Origin of the sequence: Kitasatospora sp. NPDC050463, assembly GCF_040655255.1 — a bacterium.
Lineage (GTDB): Bacteria > Actinomycetota > Actinomycetes > Streptomycetales > Streptomycetaceae > Kitasatospora.
Map to the genome: position 1 here is coordinate 55793 of NZ_JBFAJO010000006.1, position 17365 is coordinate 73157.

The following is a 17365-nucleotide window of genomic DNA, read 5'->3' on the forward strand; positions in this document are numbered from 1 at the left end:
CCACGCGGCGGCGATGGTCAGCCGCGGAGCCAGAGGGAGTTGACCCGGCTGCGCTCGGTGCTGTTCGGGTACGGGTTGGTGCAGGACGTGCCCGGGCCGCCGCCGGACATCAGCTCGCTGCACGGGCCCGAGTAGTGGTCCGGCAGGCCGAGCACGTGCCCGGTCTCGTGCGCGGTGACCCGGGTGGAGTTGTACTGACGGTTCTGGGCGTAGTCCAGGAAGATGTAACCGGAGCCGTGGCCGTCCGTGCTGGCGTAGGAGCCGCGCGTGTCGTTGCCCTCGTAGTAGCGGAAGTCGGCGTTGGTGCCGGAGCGCAGCTGGACGTTGGTGACCGAGCCGTTCCAGATCTGGGCGCTCTGGGATATCTGGGTGCGGAAGGTCGGCGCGCTGCTGGCGTCGTAGGTGACCACGACGGCCTTCAGGTACGGCGTGGCCGCCTGCTTGGCCAGCGCGGACTTCATCACGGCCGCGTAGAACGCCTGGTTGTCCGCGTCCTCGGCGGCCGAACCTGCGTAGCCGGTGGTGGCCGTGTAGCCCTGGACCGCCGGAGCGGGCGCGGCGGCGGCCGTGGTGGGCAGGGCCGCCAGGCCGGCGGCGAGCACCAGGCCGACGGCGGCGGAGAGCGTGCGGGAGATGCGGTTCATGTGGGGGCTCCTGTTCGCGGGTGCCGGGGCCGCTTGGGGGTGGGCCACGGCGAACGGGTGAACGGGTGAACTGATGAACGGCGGTGCGGTGAGGCGGTGGTGCGGTGGGGCGAGGGCAGCTCAAGGGGGCCAGGGCCGGCCGGCCGACCGGGACGTCGGAGTCCGGGCCCGGGTCGGCGGGTGGCCGTGGTCAGCGCGCGGTGGCCGTCAGGCCTCAGCGCCAGAGGGAGTTGACCCGGCTGCGCTCGGTGCTGTTCGGGTACGGGTTGGTGCAGGAGGGGCCGGGGCCGCCGCCGGACATCAGCTCGCTGCACGGACCCGAGTAGTGGTCCGGCAGGCCGAGCACGTGACCGGTCTCGTGCGCGGTGACCCGGGTGGAGTCGTACTGCTCGTTCTGGGTGTAGTCGAGGAAGATGTAGCCGGAGCCGTGGCCGTCCGTGCTGGCGTACGAGCCGTTGCTCGGGTCGTCGCCCTCGTAGTAGGAGAAGTCGGCGTTGGTACCGGCCTGGAGGCGGACGTTGCTGACCGAGCCGTTCCAGATCTGGGCGCTCCGGGATATCTCGGAGGCGAAGGACGGCGCGTTGCTCGCGTCGTAGGTGACCACCACGGCCTTCAGGTACGGCGTGGCCGCCCGCTTCGCCAGGGCGGACTTCATCACGGCCTCGTAGAACGCCTGGTTGTCGGCCTTCCCGGTGCCCGGGTGCGCCGACGCGGAGGCGGTGTAGTGCTGGGCCGCGCCGGTGGCGGGCGCCGCGCTCGCGGTACCGGGCAGGGCGGCGAGGCCGGCGGCGAGGGCCAGCCCGACGGCAGCGGAGAACGTCCGCGCGATGCGGTTCATGTGGGGGCTCCGATTCACGGGTGCGCCGCGACCGGTGGGGGCCGGCCGCGGGCATCGGATGAACGCTTGCTGTCCCCAGAGCTTGGGTCAGCGCGGCGGCGCGGCGGATGATGTCAACCGGCGATAGCACCGGCCAATCACCCCCGGACCGGGAGCCCTTGCGACTGATGACATGTCATGTCCCTGGCGCCACACCGAATTGACCGTTATGCTCCCGACGTGGAGCTCGACGTGAGACACCTCCGGGTGCTGTGCGCGATTGCCGACAGCGGCAGCCTCCGCAAGGCTGCGCTGCACCTCGGCATGACCCAGCCCTCCCTCACCACCCAGCTGCACCGCATCGAACGGGCCGTCGGCGGCACGCTGTTCACCCGCGAGCAGACCGGCAGCAGTCCCACCGCGCTCGGCCACTCGGTGCTCTCCCGGGCCAGGCCGGTGATCGCCGAGATGGCCGCACTGGTCGCCGCCGCCCGCCAGGAGGCCCGCGAGGCCGCCAGCAGCGAGCGAGCCGGGCGGCTGCGGATCGGCAGCGTCGGAAGCCGGGCGGTGGCGGCCTGGCTGCGCCGGGTGCACGACCGGCTGCCGGAGACGGACACCACCATCCACATCGACATCTCCGCCAACGCCCTGCTGCGGATGGTCGCCGCCGACCAGTTGGACGTCGCCTTCGTGCACGAGAGCGAGGGCTTTCCGCTGAAGGTCCCGCCGGGCGCCGAACACCGCGTCCTGATGGCCCGCGAGCCGCAGTTCGTCGCGCTCGCCGCGGGCCACCCGGCCGCCGCCCGCCCGGTGGTCCACCTGGCCGATCTCGCCGAGGACACCTGGATGGTGGACCCGACGGCCGATCACGAGTACGCCGCGATGCGCCGGGTGTTCACCGAGGCCGGACTCAACCCCCGGGTGGTGCAGGTGCGCGACAACGCGACCGCCGCCGAACTGGTCGCCTCCGGCGAGGCCGTCCGCCCCTGCCAGCCGACCTCCGCCCCCGGGCCGGGCACGGTCGTCCGGCCGGTGCACGGCGATCCGCTGGCCGTCCGGCTGCTGCTCACCTGGCGGCCGCGCGCGATCGGCCCGCCGGCCCTGGACGCGCTCTACGGAGAGCTGCGGGCCGCCTACCTGGACCTGGCGCGGGTCAGTCCGACCTACCTCGCCTGGCTGTCCCGGCACGACCAGGCACTCCAGCACCTGGTCGGCCACACCCACGCCGCCCCCGTGCCGCCGCCCCCGCGCGAGCCGGCGCCCGGCGCCCCGTGGCCGGCGCCTCAGACCTCGCTCGGGCCGGCGGCCCCGCTCTCGCGGGCGTGCAGTGCGACGCCCGCCGCCACCGTGGCCGCGGTCACCAGCCCGGCCACCAGGACACCGGAGCCGCCCGCCGCCGTGCACGCCAGTACCACCACCGACGCGACGGGCAGCAGTACCTGCGCCGCCCCGGCCTTGGTGTGCCGCGCGTGCAGCAGCCAGACGGTGAACAGGTAGATCGCGGTGGGCACGGTCACCGCCGCGGTGGCGGCCGTCTCCGAGACGTGCGCCTTGTGCACCGCCGACTCCACCGCGACCTCCAGCCCCGCGCCGATCGCCGCCGCCGAACCGAAGACCAGGTAGTGGCCGTAGCCCCAGACGAAGGCCTGCCGGCTGGAGTGCAGGTGGTCGTGGATCGGCCGGGCGAAGTAGATCCACCAGGCCGAGAAGCAGATCAGCAGACCGCCGCCGGCCACCGGCAGCAGCCGGCCCAGCCCCTCGTGCTCGTCCGCCGCCGACTGCACCGCCACGGTCGCCGCCGCCACCGTCTCGCCGAGCACGATGAGGGTGAACAGGCCGTACCGCTCCGCGATGTGGTGCGGGTGCCAGTTGGTCCGGAGCCGCAGCTCGGCGATCACCGGCACGGACAGCTCGGCCAGGATGCCGAGCGGGATCAGGTACGACCGGACGTCGTGCGGCAGCAGCAGCACCACCACCCACGCGATCTGGCAGAGCGTGATGCCGACCGCGTAGCGCAGCGCCACCCCACGGGCCGGGCCCTCCTCGCTGGCCGCCGCACGCAGCCACTGGGTGACCATCGCCAGGCGCATCACCACGTACCCGACGACCGACAGCACCAGGTCCTGCTCGGCGAACATCCGGGGCACACCGGCGGCGAGGATCAGCACACCGGCGATCTGGACCAGGGTGGTGACCCGGTACGGGACGTCGTCGCAGTCGTACGCGGAGGCGAACCAGGTGAAGTTCATCCAGGCCCACCAGATCGCGAAGAACGCGAAGACGTACCCGGTCAGGCCGTCCCCGTAGTGCCCCGCGCCCAGGTCGTGGGCGAGTTCCCGGCCCGCCTGGCCGACCGCGACCACGAAGCAGAGGTCGAAGAAGAGCTCCAGCGGGGTGGCGACCCGGTGCGGCTCGTTCCGGCTGCGCGGGACCATCCGGCGCACCGGGCGCGGGTCGACGTGGTGCGGGCGGGGTGTTGCGGCGGATTCGCCGGTCATGAGCGGGTCTCCGGGCTCCGGGGCGGGCGGGCGGCGCTGTACCGCCGCATCCTGGCAGCGACCGGGGCCCGGCGCACGCACCGGCGCGAACACCCCGCGGCGGGCGGGCGACGGCCGGACCGGCCGGTTCAGGGTACCCGTACCGGTGCCGCGCCTCGTCGTGGCGGCCGGCCCCCGCGGCGACTCCCCCACGGGTGGCCCCGGCGCCATACCGGCGCCGCACGCCCAAGCCGCGGCCGCACGCCGCGTCCGCGCATCGCACCCGCAATGTCGCGTACGCCCTATATGCCTTGCCGTCAGCGAGAGTTGACGCCCCGGTGCGCGAACCGGGTGACAGCGCGACGGGTTTGCGGCGCGCCCGCGCCGGACGCCCCGACCGCCCGGATCACCCCGCTAGATTCGTCCCCGGTTGGAGGCACACGGGTCCGGACGGACCTCACGACACGGGCGGCCTGCGGGCATCGCGGAAGGTCAAGACCGGTGGCAGGACAGCGGGGGCGGCAGAGCCGTCCCCCCGTGTCCGCACCACCGGCCTCGTGATCACCGCGCTGCTCGCCAGCGCCTGCCGTGCTGTCGGCGCCCGCCGCACCGCCGGCGCCACCACCGCCGCGGTGGCGGCTACTTCTCCCAGCCCACCGTGGCGTAGTCGACGCCCGCGAGACCGAACGCGCCGTAGTTCGCGAGACCCTTGCGGCTCGCGATCACGGTCGGCCGCTGGTACAGCTCGACAGTGTGGCCGAGCTCCCAGATCTTGGCGTCCGCCTGGTTGTAGAGCTTCGCGGCCTCCGCCGGTTCGGTCGTGCCGGCCGCCTTCTTGAGCAGCGCGTCGATCTCGGGCGTACCGAGCTTGGAGAAGTTGCCGAAGACGTTGTCGCCCTGCGGCAGCCGGAAGTTGCCGAGGCTGCTGGAGAGCGGGAACGAGTCGGTGTTGCGCCAGCTGGCGACGTCGAACTTGCCCGTGTTGACGTACTTGGTGAAGAAGTCGTTGCTCGGGACCTTGTCGAGCTCGACCTTGACCCCGGCCGCCAGCCACATCGACTGGGCGGCGGCGGCGAGGTCGAGCTGGGCCTGCGGGGTGGCGTCGTTGAGCACCCAGTGCAGGGTCAGCGGCTGGCCGTCCTTGGTGCGCGGCTGCCCGCTGCCGGCCTCCTTCCAGCCCGCCTCGTCGAGCGCCTTCTTGGCGGCGGCCAGGTCGAACTTGGCCCACTCGCCCGAGTTGTCCTGGTAGCCGACCTGGTTGGGCATGAAGATGTGGTTGCCGAGCGGCTTGAACTCCACCGGCACACCGTTGTTCGCGATCTTGATCAGCGAGGAGCGGTCCAGCGCCTTGCCGAGCGCCTGGCGCACCTTCTGGTCCGCCAGCGGACCGCCGCCGCCGAACGAGATGTGGACCTCGTCCCACGGGCTGGCCGTCCGGATCACCGCGTCCTTGGCGTCCTTGAGCTGCCCGTACGCGGTGGCGGTACCCGCCGCGGCGAAGTCGATCTCGTTGTTCAGGAACGCCTGGGTGGTCGCCGACTGGGACATCACCCGGAAGGTGATCTTCTCCACCTTGGGCTTCGTGCCCCACCAGGCCGGATCCGGGACCAGCGTGATGGTCTGCGCGGTCTTGTCCGCCGTACCGATCTTCAGCGCGCCGGCGGTGATCGGGATCTTCTCGACCCAACCCTTGTTGAAGTCGTCCGCGGTGCCGATCCCGGCCGCCGGGATCAGCGGGCGGAACAGGTTCTGCCAGTCCGCGTACGGCTCCGAGAAGGTGACCTTGACCTCGCTCGGGTCCGCGCCCTGCTCGACGCCGGAGATCAGCTCGTAGCCGGAGGAGTCGGCGATGTTGTAGCCGTCCTTCTTGCCGTTGGTGGCTTCCCAGTCGGCCTTGAAGTCCAGGTAGCCGAGCGGCTTGCCGTCCGACCACTTGGCCTTCGGGTTGAGCTTGTAGGTGATCACCTGCGGGGAGGTCGAGGTGACCTTGGCCTCCAGCAGGTAGTCGGTGACCGGCTTGAAGGTGCCGGTCTCGTCCGTGGTGAAGAGCTCCGGCTCCAGGGCCCGCATGATCTCGACCGCGTCCCCGTAGCGGCCGTCCACCTGGAACGGGTTCCACTGGGTGATCCACTGGTAGAGCGGGAACCGGACCTCCCCGCCGTCGCGCAGCTGGTCCGGCGACTTGGCGTTGATGTCGATCGCGCCCTGTCTCGGTGGTTCGCTCTTGGCCACGTTGTCGGCCGAGCCGCTGCCGCCCGAGCTGCACGCGGTGGCCGCGAGCGTGACGGCGAGCGCGAGCGCGGCGACCCGGCCGAGACGGCGTACGGGCGTGGTGGAAGCGTCCATGAGGGTTCCCCCCGGTGAAATCCGACAGGTTGGTGAGGATTGAGCGTCGCGAGGTGTGGCGAAGATTGAGCGTGGGCAGCCAAGTCGCTGCCGGCCGACCGAACGTAACAGCGGATCAGTACGAGTACCAGGGGGCGGAGTTCACACCTGATCCAAACGAAACAGGTGGCAACACTGCCGCAACACCCCGGCCGCGCGCCGGTGCAACACTCTTGACCTGCACATTCCCTCACCGGCCCCAACCAGGGCCATCGACCGAAGGCCACCCACCGATGCCCACCCGACGCGTCGGCCCCGCCCCCACCCCGGGCGGCCGTTGATGCTCCGCTACCTCGCGAAGCGGCTCAGCTACTACGCGGTGCTGCTGGTAGCCGCCGTGTTCCTGGCGTACGCGCTGTCCGCCGCCGCCCTCCAGCCGCGCGCCTACTTCGAGGCCAAGGTGCCACGACCGGCCGCCGCCTCGGTCGAGCGCCAGCTCACCGACCTCAATCTGAACGACCACACCCCCGTCGTCGAGCGGTTCGGCCGCTGGGCCGGTGACCTGCTCCACGGGGACCTCGGTCGCACCATCCACGACACCCCGGTGCTGGACGACTTCCGCCGGCGGATCTGGGTCTCCCTGCGTCTGCTGCTGGTCGGCAGCCTGCTCGGGATGGCCCTCGGCGTCGCCGCCGGCGCCTGGAGCGCGGTGCGCCAGTACCGGATATCCGACCGGCTGCTGACCGTCTTCTCCTTCGTCCTGCTCTCCACCCCGGTCTTCCTGGTCGCGCTCTTCCTCAAGAACGGCGCCATCGCCGCCAAGGACATCGCCGGCCACGAGGTGGTCCCGTTCACCGGCTACGAGACGCCCGGACTGACCGGCGGGATCGGCACCCACCTGGGCGACTGGGCACTGCACCTGCTGCTGCCCACCCTCTCGCTGGCGCTCGGCGGCCTCGCCACCTACAGCCGCTACCAGCGCGGCACCATGCTCGACGTGCTCGGCTCCGACTACCTGCGCACCGCCGAGGCCAAGGGCCTCACCCGCGGCCGCGCCCTGGTCAAGCACGGGCTGCGGACGGCGGTGATCCCGATGTCGACGATGTTCGCCTACAGCTTCCTGGGCATCTTTACCGGCGCCGCCTTCACCGAGACCATCTTCGGCTGGCACGGGATGGGCGAGTGGTTCATCCAGTCCATCAACGAACAGGACGTCAACTCCGTCGTCGCCGTGAACCTGTTCGCCGCCGTGGTGGTGCTCGCCTCCGGCTTCCTCGCCGACACCCTGCACGCCGCCCTCGACCCGCGTGTGCGGTCCTGACCGGAGGAGAGCCGCTGCCATGACCGCCGTCGTCACGGAACCCGCCGAGCCCGCAGAGCCCTCGGAGCCCTCCGAGCCCTCCGAGCCCTCCGAGCCCTCCGAGCCCTCCGAGCCCTCCGGGTCCACGAACTCCGCCGCCGCCCCTGCCGTGCCTGCCGCCGTGCCTGCGGTATCCGGCGCCACCGCCGGGTCCGCCGTGTCCACCGCCCCGGTGGGCCCGGACGCGCTCGACGTTCCCGCCGTCGCGGCCGCACCGGGCGTCACCCCGGTGCCGGTCCGCGCACCCGAACCGGCCGGCCGCGGCCGGCTCGTCCTCGCCCGGCTGCTCGCCGCCCGCTGGGCGGTGGCCGGTACCGTCGTCGTCCTGCTGCTGTTCGCGCTCGCCTTCGGCGGCCAGTACCTCACCCCGTGGGACTACGCCGCCCCCGACTACACCGCCCTGCGCCAACCCCCCTCCGGCACCCACTGGTTCGGCACCAACGGAGTCGGCCAGGACGTCTTCGCGCAGACCGTCCGCGGCCTGCAGAAGTCGCTGGTGATCGGCCTGCTGGTGGCGCTCTTCTCGACCGTACTGGCCTCCCTGGTCGGTGCCTGCGCCGGCTACTTCGGCGGCTGGACCGACCGGGTGCTGATGTTCCTGGTCGACCTGATGCTGGTCTTCCCCAGCTTCCTGATCATCACCATCATCTCGCCCCGGCTGAAGGGCACCGGCTGGCTCGCCTTCGTCCTGCTGCTCGCCCTCTTCAACTGGATGATCACCGCCCGGGTGGTCCGCTCGATGACCATCTCGCTGCGCGAACGCGAGTTCGTCCGCGCCGCACAGTTCATGGGCGTCCGGCCGCTGCGGATCATCACCCGGCACATCCTGCCGAACGTCGCCTCCTTCCTCATCATCGACGCCACCATCGCCGTCGGCGGGGCCGTGATGAGCGAGACCGCGCTCTCCTACTTCGGCTTCGGCGTGAAGGCCCCCGACGTTTCGCTCGGCACCCTGCTCGCCGCCGGAACCAGCGACGCCCCGGTCTTCCCCTGGCTGTTCTACTTCGCCGCCGGGCTGCTGGTGCTCTTCGTCCTGGCCGTCAACCTGATCGGGGACGGGCTGCGCGACGCCCTCGACCCGACCACCGAGGTGGCCCGTACTCCTCGTAGGACTCGTAGGAAGCGCGAAAGAAAGTGACCACCACCGTCGAAACCCCGCTGCTGGCCGTCCACGACCTGCGGGTCGACTTCGCCGGACCACGCGGCGCCACCGTCCCCGCCGTCCGTGGCGTCGACCTGAGCCTGCGGCGCGGCGAGACCCTGGGCATCGTCGGCGAGTCCGGCTCCGGAAAGTCCGTCACCGCGCTGGCCGTGCTCGGGCTGCTGCCGGGCACCGCCCGGGTCCGCGGCTCGGTCACGCTGGACGGCAGGGAGCTGGTCGGACTGCCCGGCCGCGAGCTCGCCGCCATCCGCGGCCGCCGGGTCGCCATGGTCTTCCAGGACCCGCTCTCCGCCTTCACCCCCGTCTACCGGATCGGCGACCAGATCGTCGAGGCACTGCGCATCCACCAGCGCCTCGACAAGCCGTCCGCGCGTAAGCGGGCCGCCGAACTGCTCGACCTGGTCGGCATCCCCGCCCCCGACCGAGCGCTGGACAGCTTCCCGCACGAGTTCTCCGGCGGCATGCGCCAGCGCGCGATGATCGCCATGGCCATCGCCAACGACCCCGACATCCTGCTCGCCGACGAGCCCACCACCGCCCTGGACGTCACCATCCAGGCCCAGGTGCTCGACGTCCTGCGCACCGCCCAGCGGGAGACCGGCGCCGCGCTGGTCCTGGTCAGCCACGACCTCGGGGTGATCGCCGGAATGGCCGACCGGGTCGCCGTGATGTACGCGGGCCGGGTGGTCGAGACGGCCGGTGTGGACGAACTGTTCGCCGCGCCCCGTCACCCCTACACGCTGGGGCTGATCGGCGCGGTCCCGAGGCTGGACGGCCGGGGCGGGCCGCTCGTGCCGATCCCCGGCGCGCCCGCGCCGATGGCCGAACTGCCGACCGGGTGCCCGTTCGCCGCACGCTGCCCGCTGGTCGAGGAGCGGTGCCGGACCGCGGAGCCGGGGCTGGACGGGCTCGGGGCGCCCCGGGTCGGCGAAGGCGCGGGCGCGGGCGTGGGTGCGGGCGTTGGCGTGGGTGCGGGCGACGTGGACGGGCATCTGGCGGCGTGCGTCCGGGCCGACGAGCTGGCCGAGCGCCGGCCCGCACCCTCCGACGTGTACCCCGTACCGCCGGTGCCACCTGCGCCGACCACCGTGCCCGCACCACGCGAGGAGCGCCCGGCGGTACTCTCCGTCAACGGGCTCACCAAGACGTTCCCGCTGCTCAAGGGCACCGTCTTCAAACGCCGGATCGGCGAGGTCTACGCGGTGGACGGGGTCGACCTGGACATCCGGCAGGGCGAGACACTCGGCCTGGTCGGCGAGTCCGGCTCCGGCAAGTCCACGACCCTGTTCGAACTGCTGCGGCTCGCCAGGCCCGAGTCCGGCCGGATCGAGCTGCTCGGACGGGACACCGCCGGGCTCTCCCGGTCGGACGCCCACCGGATGCGCTCCCAGCTGCAGATCGTCTTCCAGGACCCGATGGCCAGCCTCGACCCCCGGATGCCGATCGGGGACATCGTCGCCGAACCCCTGCGGGCCCAGCGCACCGACCGCACGGAGATCGCCCACCGGGTGCCCGAACTGCTGCGCCAGGTCGGCCTCGACCCCGCGCACGCCGTCCGCTACCCGCACCAGTTCTCCGGCGGACAGCGCCAGCGGATCTCGATCGCCCGCGCGCTGGCCGTCCGGCCGAAGCTGCTGGTACTGGACGAACCGGTCTCCGCGCTGGACGTCTCCATCCAGGCCGGCGTGCTCAACCTGCTCCAGTCGCTCAAGGCCGAGCTGGGCCTCTCGTATCTCTTCGTCTCGCACGACCTGTCGGTGATCCGGCACCTCGCCGACCGGGTCAGCGTGATGTACCTCGGGCGGACCGTCGAACAGGGCGAGGTCTCCGCCGTCTTCGACCGCCCCCGGCACCCCTACACGCGCGCACTGCTCTCCGCCGTCCCGCTTCCGGACCCGGCGGCCGAGCGGGCCCGCAGCCGCATCCTGCTGGCCGGCGACCCGCCCTCCCCGACCGCGCGGCGCACCGGCTGCCCGTTCCGTACCCGCTGCCCCGTCTACGCCGGGCTCGACGCCGGGGCGCGCACCCGCTGCGAGACCGAAGCCCCGCCGCTGACCGGTCCGGCGCCGGGCCCGGACCACCAGGCGGCCTGCCACTTCCCGGAGTAGGGGGAGCGGGACTCCGTCGACGACGCCGGGGCGGCGGAGCCGGGCCATCAGGTCGGTGGACTGTCGGGGTCGAGGCGTCGGGGGGCGGGGTCGGGGCGTCGGGCCAGGGACCTCGACCGTCACCGAGAGTGGCGGGATCGTGCCGATTCGGCAGATCGGCCCGACTCCGTGTAATGTCTTCCGGGTCAGCAGGCGCCGCTAGCTCAGTTGGTTAGAGCAGCTGACTCTTAATCAGCGGGTCCGGGGTTCGAGTCCCTGGCGGCGCACATGGCAAGGTCTCAGGCCGTCCACTCCGGTGGGCGGCCTGAGGCGTTTCCGGGGGCCGGCGGCGCGATCCCCACCGGGGCCCGCCGAGGAGCGTCGGTGGTGTCAGTGGGTGTCCAGGATCGCCGAGGCCACCGCGTCCGGGCGGTCGAACATCAGCAGGTGCCCGGCCGGGGCAGTGCTGCGGAACTCACCCCCGAGCAGCGCGGCGAGGCCCCGCTGGTCGGCCAGCCAGTCCCGGGTGCGGCGGCTGCGGCACCCGTCGTCGGCGGCGAGCACGGTGACCGGCAGCCCGGCCGGCAGCGGTGCGGTGCGACGCAGTTCGTCCAGCTCGGCGGCCATGTCCAGGTATTGCGCGTTCTCCCGGAGCAGTGCGCGCAAGGACCGCCCGGTCCGGTAGCAGTGCCGGACCAGCGGCTCCGGAGCGAGATCCTCACGGCGGACCGTCGACGCCCGGGCGACCAGCCGACGCGCCGTGGGGCCGAGCAGGTACGGCGCCGCGACGGCCGCGGCCCCAGCCGCGACCGCACGGGCCGCCAGGTCGCGCAGCCCGGGCGCCGGCAGGGGCCGCGGGGCGGGCTCGACGCTGCCGTCCAGCAGGACCAGTCCGGCCGTCCGGCCGGGGTGCAGCCGCGCGAAGGCCTCGACATGGAACCCCGCCAGCGAGTGGCCCACCACCGTGCACGGCGCCCGCAGCCCGAGACCGTCCAGCACACCCCGGATGCGTGCCGCCTCCCCCGCCGCCGTCGGGACCGGCCGGGTGGCCGGCTCGGGTGCGCTCAGCCCGTATCCGGGCCGGTCGAACCGGACCACCGTGCGGTAGGGAGTAAGGAAAGGGACGACGAGGTCCCAGTCGAACCAGCAGCTGCCGAGCCCGCCGGTGAGCAGGCAGACCGGTCCACTGCCCTCGGTGCGCACGTGCAGGGGCGTCCCGTCGATCCGCAGGAACATCGCGGAGCGGTGTGCCCCCGGTCCTCGCTGATCCGGTCCCCGCGGGGCCGCTCCCGGCCCGGTCATCGCGCTTCCACCCCGTCGGCTCCGGCCCGGGTGCGCCCCGGAACGCCCACGGTCGCCGTCGAGCCGCCGCGGATCCGGGCGAGGCTCGCGGCCAGCGCGGCCAGCCAGAGCGCGACCAGGACGACCTGGAGCCGCTGCCCCGCACCGAGCGACCAGGTGCCGTGGCCGGCCTCGAAGGCGGCGATCGCGGCCAGGCTCCAACCGGTGGCCAGCAGCTCACCGGCCAGCAGCCACGGCCCGTACCGGCGGAGGGACGGCCACCAGCCGTAGCAGCGGGCCGCGACGGTGAGCGCGATCAGCCCGCCGAGCGCACCGAGCATGGCGAGGCTGCTGGTCACCGCGTGTGCGGTGTGGGTGGCGGGAACCAGGCCGGCCGTCTCACGGGCGGCGCACATCTCGTCGCTGGTCGGTGCGCAGCTCAGCGGCAGTCGGGAGTCGGCCGCGGTCGCGGCCCCGAACAGGGCGAGCGCCGCCCAGCCGGCCACCGCCCACGAGTGGCGGCCGAAGAGGCGACGGGCGCCCGGCCGGCGGGCGGCGCTCCGACGGTCGGAAGCGGCATCGTCGGAAGCGGCACGACCCGGGGCGCTGCGGTCGGGCGCGGCACCGTCGGGGGCGGCAGCGTCGGGGGCGGCAGCGTCGGGGGCGGCAGCGTCGGGCGCGGCACCGTCGGGGCCGTACGAGCCGGTGAGCAGCGCCGTGCCTGCCGCCGCGAGGACGGCGAGACCGGCGACCAGATCGGTGGCCCGGAACAGGCCGCCCAGCGGCTGGTCCTCGGCGGCGAGTTCGCTGATGTACGCCTGGACCGGGTCGAGGCCGGTGCTCAGCACCACCTCCAGCACCCAGGCCGTGTACGCCACCGCACTGAGCAGCAGCAGGGCGGCGACGAGCCGTGCCGTCCGGCGGCCGGGGTGGGAGCTGCGCACGTTCCCACCCTAACCGGGGGGAAACTCCTCCCCAACCGGGCGGAAACAGGCATCGAGACGGGGCGGGGCGCTCCGGAGGAGCACCGTCGCCCCCGGTGGTGCGAGGCACCCTTGCGGACCGTGTATTGTTCTCCAGGTCAGCAGGCGCCGCTAGCTCAGTTGGTTAGAGCAGCTGACTCTTAATCAGCGGGTCCGGGGTTCGAGTCCCTGGCGGCGCACAGACACTTGGGGAGCCTCTCGCAGCAGCGAGAGGCTCCCTGATTTTTTGCCCTCCGACGTCCGTTTTGCGTGTGATGTCGGTCTCGCTTGCCGCCCCGACGGAGTCAACCGACCCGTTCGGCACGTCCTGGGCTGTACACCGGAAACGGGACAAAGGTCCCCCACCCGTCGACATTCCCGTTTGTGCAGGCTGGCACGGTTCGCCCGCAGGAAAGGCCGCCGCTTTGTCCCGAAACACCCAGAGCGGCCGTCGCACGCCGTCCCTCGGACTCCGCCCGGTCAAGCGCTGGAAGCGCACCTCCGGGCTTCCGGCCGGCGGCCGCAAGCCCCGCCGCCCGAAGCGCACCGGCTGGCGCCGGCTGATCCCGACCTGGCGGATGAGCCTGCTCGGCCTCGCCGCCGCGCTGCTGCTCGGCGTCGGCCTGTTCGCCCTGGGGATCGCCCTGGTGAAGGTGCCGGACGCGCATGCCGCCGCGACCGCCCAGAGCAACACCTGGCTCTACCAGGACGGCTCGGTGGTCGCCCGGACCGGCCAGACCAACCGGCAGAACGTCGGCCTGGACAAGGTCTCCCCCGCCGCCCAGCACGCCGCGCTGGCCGCCGAGGACCGCAACTTCTACCACGAGGGCGCCGTCAACGTGCCCGGCCTGGTCCGCGCCGCCGTCAACACCGCCAAGGGCCAGGGCACCCAGGGCGGCTCCACGATCACCCAGCAGTACGTGAAGAACACCTACCTGAGCCAGAAGCAGTCCATCACCCGCAAGGTGAAGGAACTCTTCATAGCGATCAAGGTGGATGCCACCGAGAGCAAGGACGACGTCCTCTCCGGCTACCTCAACACCTCGTACTACGGGCGTGGCGCCTACGGCATCCAGGCCGCCGCCCAGCAGTACTTCGGAGTCGACGCGTCCGCGCTCGACGCCGCCCAGGGCGCCTACCTGGCCGCCCTGCTGAACGCCCCGAGCGCCTACGACGTGGCCACCGCCACGCCCGCGGGCAAGCAGAACGCGGTCAACCGCTGGAACTACGTCCTGGACGGCATGGTGAAGGAGGGCTGGCTCTCCGCCGAGGAACGCGCCGCCACCACCTTCCCCGACGTCAAGGACCCGCAGGCCCAGCTCGGCCTCTCCGGCCAGGCCGGTTACCTGGTCAACGCGGCGACCGAGTACCTCGCCGCCAACCAGATCATCACCGAGTCGGAACTGGCCAAGGGCGGCTACACCATCAAGTTGAGCGTCGACCCGGCGCGCCAGCAGGCCCTTCAGGACTCGGTCCAGGCGCAGCTGCACGACACCCTCGACCCGGACAAGCGGAAGAAGGACGCCGCCGCCCAGGCCGGCGCCGTCTCGGTCGACCCGAAGACCGGCGCCGTGGTCGCCCTCTACGGCGGCGTCGACTACACCAAGCACTACGTCGACAACGCGACCCGCCGCGACTACCAGGCCGGCTCCACGTTCAAGGCGATCGCCCTGGCGGCAGCGCTGGAGAACGACGCCAAGACGCAGTCCGGCCAGACCGTCACCCCGCGCACCGTCTACGACGGCACCAGCGGGCGCAAGGTCCGCGGCGGCAAGGGCATCCCGTACGCGCCGCCGAACGAGGGCGACAAGAGCTACGGCCAGGTCACCCTGCAGCAGGCGACCGACTGGTCGGTGAACTCGGTGTTCGCCCAGCTCGCGCAGGACACCGGACTGCAGAAGGTCCGCGACACCGCGATCGCCCTCGGCCTGCCCGGCAGCACCCCCGGCCTCGACCCGGTGCCGTCCATCCCGCTCGGCGCCGCCACCCCGAGCGTGCTCGACATGGCCGGCGTGTACGCGACGCTGGACAACGGCGGCGAGCAGATCACCCCGTGGCTGGTGCAGTCGGTGGACCGCGAGGGCGAGGCCCTCCAGCTGCCGGCCCACAAGACCACCCAGGCGATCAGCGAGGAGACCGCACGCCAGGTGACGTCGATGCTGCAGGGCGTCGTCAGCGACCCGGGCGGCACCGGCTGGCGGGCGAAGTCGCTGGGCCGCCCGGTGGCCGGCAAGACCGGTACGACGGACGACCAGAAGTCGGTCTGGTTCGTCGGCTACACCCCCGAGCTGGTGACCTCGGTGGCGCTGTTCGGCCAGGACCCGGGCAGCGGCGCCCAGGTCAGCCTCAGCGGCACCGGTGGGATCGACGGCGCCGCGGGCGGCCAGTACCCCGCGCAGATCTGGACCGGCTACATGAAGGCCGCGCTCAAGGGCCAGCCGGTCACCGACTTCGCCTCGCCCCCGGGTGCGGACTGGTCGGGCGGCGGCACGTCCTCGGGCGGCCCGGACAGCTCGTCGACGCCGTCCGGAGCGGCCTCGCCGCCGGCCACGCCCGGCAGCGGCGCGACGAGCGGCACCACGGGCGGCCCGGGCAACGGCTCCGGCGGCGCGACCGGCACGCCGGGTGGTTCGTCCGGCGCGGGCTCCGCCGGGACTCCCGGGTCTGCCGGCTCGAACGGCGGCGACTCGGGCGGCTCGCAGTCCGGCGGCGCGACCACCGCGCCGACCCAGCAGCCGACCTCCCAGCCGACCAGCCGGCCCACCCGGACGCCAGCGCCGACCACCGCGCCCACCACGGCGCCGACCACCGGCCCGACCACCGCGCCCCAGCCTTCGGGCGGCGCGGGCGGCGCGGCGTCGGGTACGGACTCGGGCGGGGGTTCGGGCGCGCTGGCGGGGGCCGGGGCGGGGCAGTAGGCCGCCCACAAGCCTTTCCCGTTCCCAGCCTGTCCCGGCCGGTCCCGGCCGGTCCTGCCCCCGTGCGCTCGGGACAGGCCGGGGCGGGACCGGGCGGGGCGGAAGCCGGGGCGTAAGCAGAGGCGGACCCTCCGCGGATCTGCCGCTGCGCACAGTTCAGTGCAGGACCAAATGACGGAATGGCGCCTTACCGAACCAGCGGTATGACTGTCACAATGCCTCGGTGCACAGCTCAAAGTCCCTGCCCGGCCGCTCCCCGGGCAGAACCCTCGGTCTCACCCTCGCCCTGGTCTCCGCGTTCGCCTTCGGCGGCTCCGGCACCGCCGCCAAGCCTCTGATCGAGGCCGGCCTCTCACCGCTGCACGTGGTCTGGCTCAGGGTCACCGGTGCCGCCGTGGTCCTGCTCCCGCTGGCCTACCGCCACCGTGCCGCGGTACTTCGACGGCCCGGCCTGCTGATCGGCTTCGGCCTGCTCGCCGTCGCCGGCGTCCAGGCCTGCTACTTCGCGGCGATCTCCCGGATCCCGGTCGGCGTCGCCCTGTTGATCGAATACCTCGGCCCCCCGCTGCTCATCGGCTACGTGAAGTTCGTCCAGCGAAAGCCGATCAGCCGGGGCGCGGCGGTCGGCGCCGCCGTGGCCGTGGCGGGTCTGGCCTGTGTGGTGGAGGTCTGGAACGGCCTCGGCTTCGATGCGTTGGGCGTGCTGTTCGCCCTCGGGGCGGCCTGCTGCCAGGTCGGCTACTTCGTCCTGGCCGACGCCGGAAGCCAGGGCGACCGACCGGTCGACCCGATCGCCGTCAGCGCGTACGGGCTGCTGATCGGCGCGGTCGTGCTCACCGCGTTCACCCGCCCCTGGGAGGCCGACTGGGGCCTGCTCGGCGGGAACGTCGTGATGGACGGGCACTCGCTGCCCGCGCTGCTCCCGGCCGCCTGGATGATCCTGGTGGCGACCGTGCTCGCCTACCTGACGGGGGTGATCGCCGTCCGCCACCTGTCGCCCCCGATCGCCGGGGTGGTGGCCAACCTGGAGGCCGTCGTCGCCACCGTCCTGGCCTGGATCCTGCTCGGCGAGCACCTGGGGCTGCCGCAGATGGCCGGCGGACTGCTCGTCCTGGCCGGCGCCTTCGCGGCCCAGGCGAGCAAGCCGTTCACCGCACCGGTCACGGCGGACAACGCGGCGGGCCCGAACACGGCGGATGCTGCCGGGTCCGTCGCCGTGGGTGCGACGGCCCTCGGCGAGCGCCTGGCGCGAGCTGCCGAAGGACCGGCGGCCGGGGACCAGGTGGTCGGGGGCCGGGAGGCCAGGGACCAGGTGGTCGGGGGTTAGGTGGT

Annotated in this window: 11 protein-coding genes, 2 tRNA genes and 1 pseudogene; 8 read left to right on the plus strand and 6 right to left on the minus strand. The window is 72.9% G+C overall.

The window, feature by feature from the left end; translation table 11 throughout:
- Positions 1-17: 17 nt before the first annotated feature.
- Both snpA (AB0J08_RS05835) and snpA (AB0J08_RS05840) read right to left on the minus strand, forming a co-directional pair.
- Entirely contained in the window at positions 18-644 is a 627-nt protein-coding gene (gene snpA, locus AB0J08_RS05835) for a snapalysin (RefSeq protein ID WP_360627483.1), read from the minus strand.
- A 214-nt stretch (positions 645-858) separates the two neighbouring features.
- Complete coding sequence (snpA, locus tag AB0J08_RS05840; protein ID WP_360627486.1) at positions 859-1482, minus strand: snapalysin; 624 nt, start codon at positions 1480-1482, stop codon at positions 859-861.
- A 177-nt stretch (positions 1483-1659) separates the two neighbouring features.
- On the opposite strand from snpA (AB0J08_RS05840), the pseudogene AB0J08_RS05845 reads away from it, so the two are divergent.
- Positions 1660-2652: pseudogene (locus AB0J08_RS05845) on the plus strand (LysR family transcriptional regulator); the annotation flags it as partial.
- Positions 2653-2744: 92 nt separating this feature from the next.
- Here the strand turns inward: AB0J08_RS05845 and AB0J08_RS05850 are convergent.
- Positions 2745-3959 (minus strand): low temperature requirement protein A, encoded by a 1215-nt coding sequence (locus AB0J08_RS05850; protein WP_360627489.1) that lies wholly within the window; start codon positions 3957-3959, stop codon positions 2745-2747.
- 618 nt (positions 3960-4577) lie between these two features.
- Positions 4578-6284, minus strand: a complete 1707-nt coding sequence (locus tag AB0J08_RS05855) for an ABC transporter family substrate-binding protein (protein ID WP_360627492.1) — start codon at positions 6282-6284, stop codon at positions 4578-4580.
- Positions 6285-6603: 319 nt separating this feature from the next.
- Here AB0J08_RS05855 and AB0J08_RS05860 point away from each other — a divergent pair, with 319 nt between their 5' ends.
- From AB0J08_RS05860 to AB0J08_RS05875, 4 genes are all read left to right on the plus strand, one after another.
- Complete coding sequence (locus AB0J08_RS05860; RefSeq protein WP_360627495.1) at positions 6604-7584, plus strand: ABC transporter permease; 981 nt, start codon at positions 6604-6606, stop codon at positions 7582-7584.
- 19 nt (positions 7585-7603) lie between these two features.
- Positions 7604-8761 carry an ABC transporter permease gene (locus AB0J08_RS05865; protein WP_360627498.1) on the plus strand — a complete coding sequence of 386 codons (1158 nt, stop codon included), beginning with the start codon at positions 7604-7606 and terminating at the stop codon, positions 8759-8761.
- Complete coding sequence (locus tag AB0J08_RS05870) at positions 8758-10893, plus strand: ABC transporter ATP-binding protein (RefSeq protein WP_360627501.1); 2136 nt, start codon at positions 8758-8760, stop codon at positions 10891-10893. Before AB0J08_RS05865 ends, AB0J08_RS05870 begins: the two co-directional genes overlap by 4 nt.
- 192 nt (positions 10894-11085) lie before the next feature.
- A tRNA-Lys gene (locus tag AB0J08_RS05875) sits at positions 11086-11159 on the plus strand.
- 103 nt (positions 11160-11262) lie between these two features.
- Here the strand turns inward: AB0J08_RS05875 and AB0J08_RS05880 are convergent.
- Together AB0J08_RS05880 and AB0J08_RS05885 are read right to left on the minus strand one after the other, a co-directional pair.
- The gene (locus tag AB0J08_RS05880; RefSeq protein WP_360627504.1) at positions 11263-12108 is read right to left on the minus strand and encodes an alpha/beta hydrolase; all 846 of its coding nucleotides are present in this window, start codon (positions 12106-12108) and stop codon (positions 11263-11265) included.
- Positions 12109-12170: 62 nt separating this feature from the next.
- Positions 12171-13097: a DUF998 domain-containing protein gene (locus AB0J08_RS05885; RefSeq protein WP_360627507.1), complete on the minus strand. Its 927-nt coding sequence runs from the start codon at positions 13095-13097 to the stop codon at positions 12171-12173.
- A 144-nt stretch (positions 13098-13241) separates the two neighbouring features.
- Here AB0J08_RS05885 and AB0J08_RS05890 point away from each other — a divergent pair.
- From AB0J08_RS05890 to AB0J08_RS05900, 3 genes are all read left to right on the plus strand, one after another.
- Positions 13242-13315, plus strand: a tRNA-Lys gene (locus AB0J08_RS05890).
- A gap of 225 nt (positions 13316-13540) precedes the next feature.
- Positions 13541-16033: a transglycosylase domain-containing protein gene (locus AB0J08_RS05895; RefSeq protein WP_360627510.1), complete on the plus strand. Its 2493-nt coding sequence runs from the start codon at positions 13541-13543 to the stop codon at positions 16031-16033.
- Between the two features lie 223 nt (positions 16034-16256).
- Positions 16257-17360, plus strand: a complete 1104-nt coding sequence (locus AB0J08_RS05900) for an EamA family transporter (RefSeq protein WP_360627513.1) — start codon at positions 16257-16259, stop codon at positions 17358-17360.
- The last annotated feature ends 5 nt before the right edge of the window (positions 17361-17365 follow it).

Bases quoted from the DNA above. Each gene is read 5' to 3' on its own strand.
- snpA (WP_360627486.1), bottom strand. From the start codon at position 1,482: ATGAACCGCATCGCGCGGACGTTCTCCGCTGCCGTCGGGCTGGCCCTC.
- snpA (WP_360627483.1), bottom strand. From the start codon at position 644: ATGAACCGCATCTCCCGCACGCTCTCCGCCGCCGTCGGCCTGGTGCTC.
- AB0J08_RS05855 (WP_360627492.1), bottom strand. From the start codon at position 6,284: ATGGACGCTTCCACCACGCCCGTACGCCGTCTCGGCCGGGTCGCCGCG.
- AB0J08_RS05860 (WP_360627495.1), top strand. From the start codon at position 6,604: ATGCTCCGCTACCTCGCGAAGCGGCTCAGCTACTACGCGGTGCTGCTG.
- AB0J08_RS05850 (WP_360627489.1), bottom strand. From the start codon at position 3,959: ATGACCGGCGAATCCGCCGCAACACCCCGCCCGCACCACGTCGACCCG.
- AB0J08_RS05880 (WP_360627504.1), bottom strand. From the start codon at position 12,108: ATGTTCCTGCGGATCGACGGGACGCCCCTGCACGTGCGCACCGAGGGC.
- AB0J08_RS05865 (WP_360627498.1), top strand. From the start codon at position 7,604: ATGACCGCCGTCGTCACGGAACCCGCCGAGCCCGCAGAGCCCTCGGAG.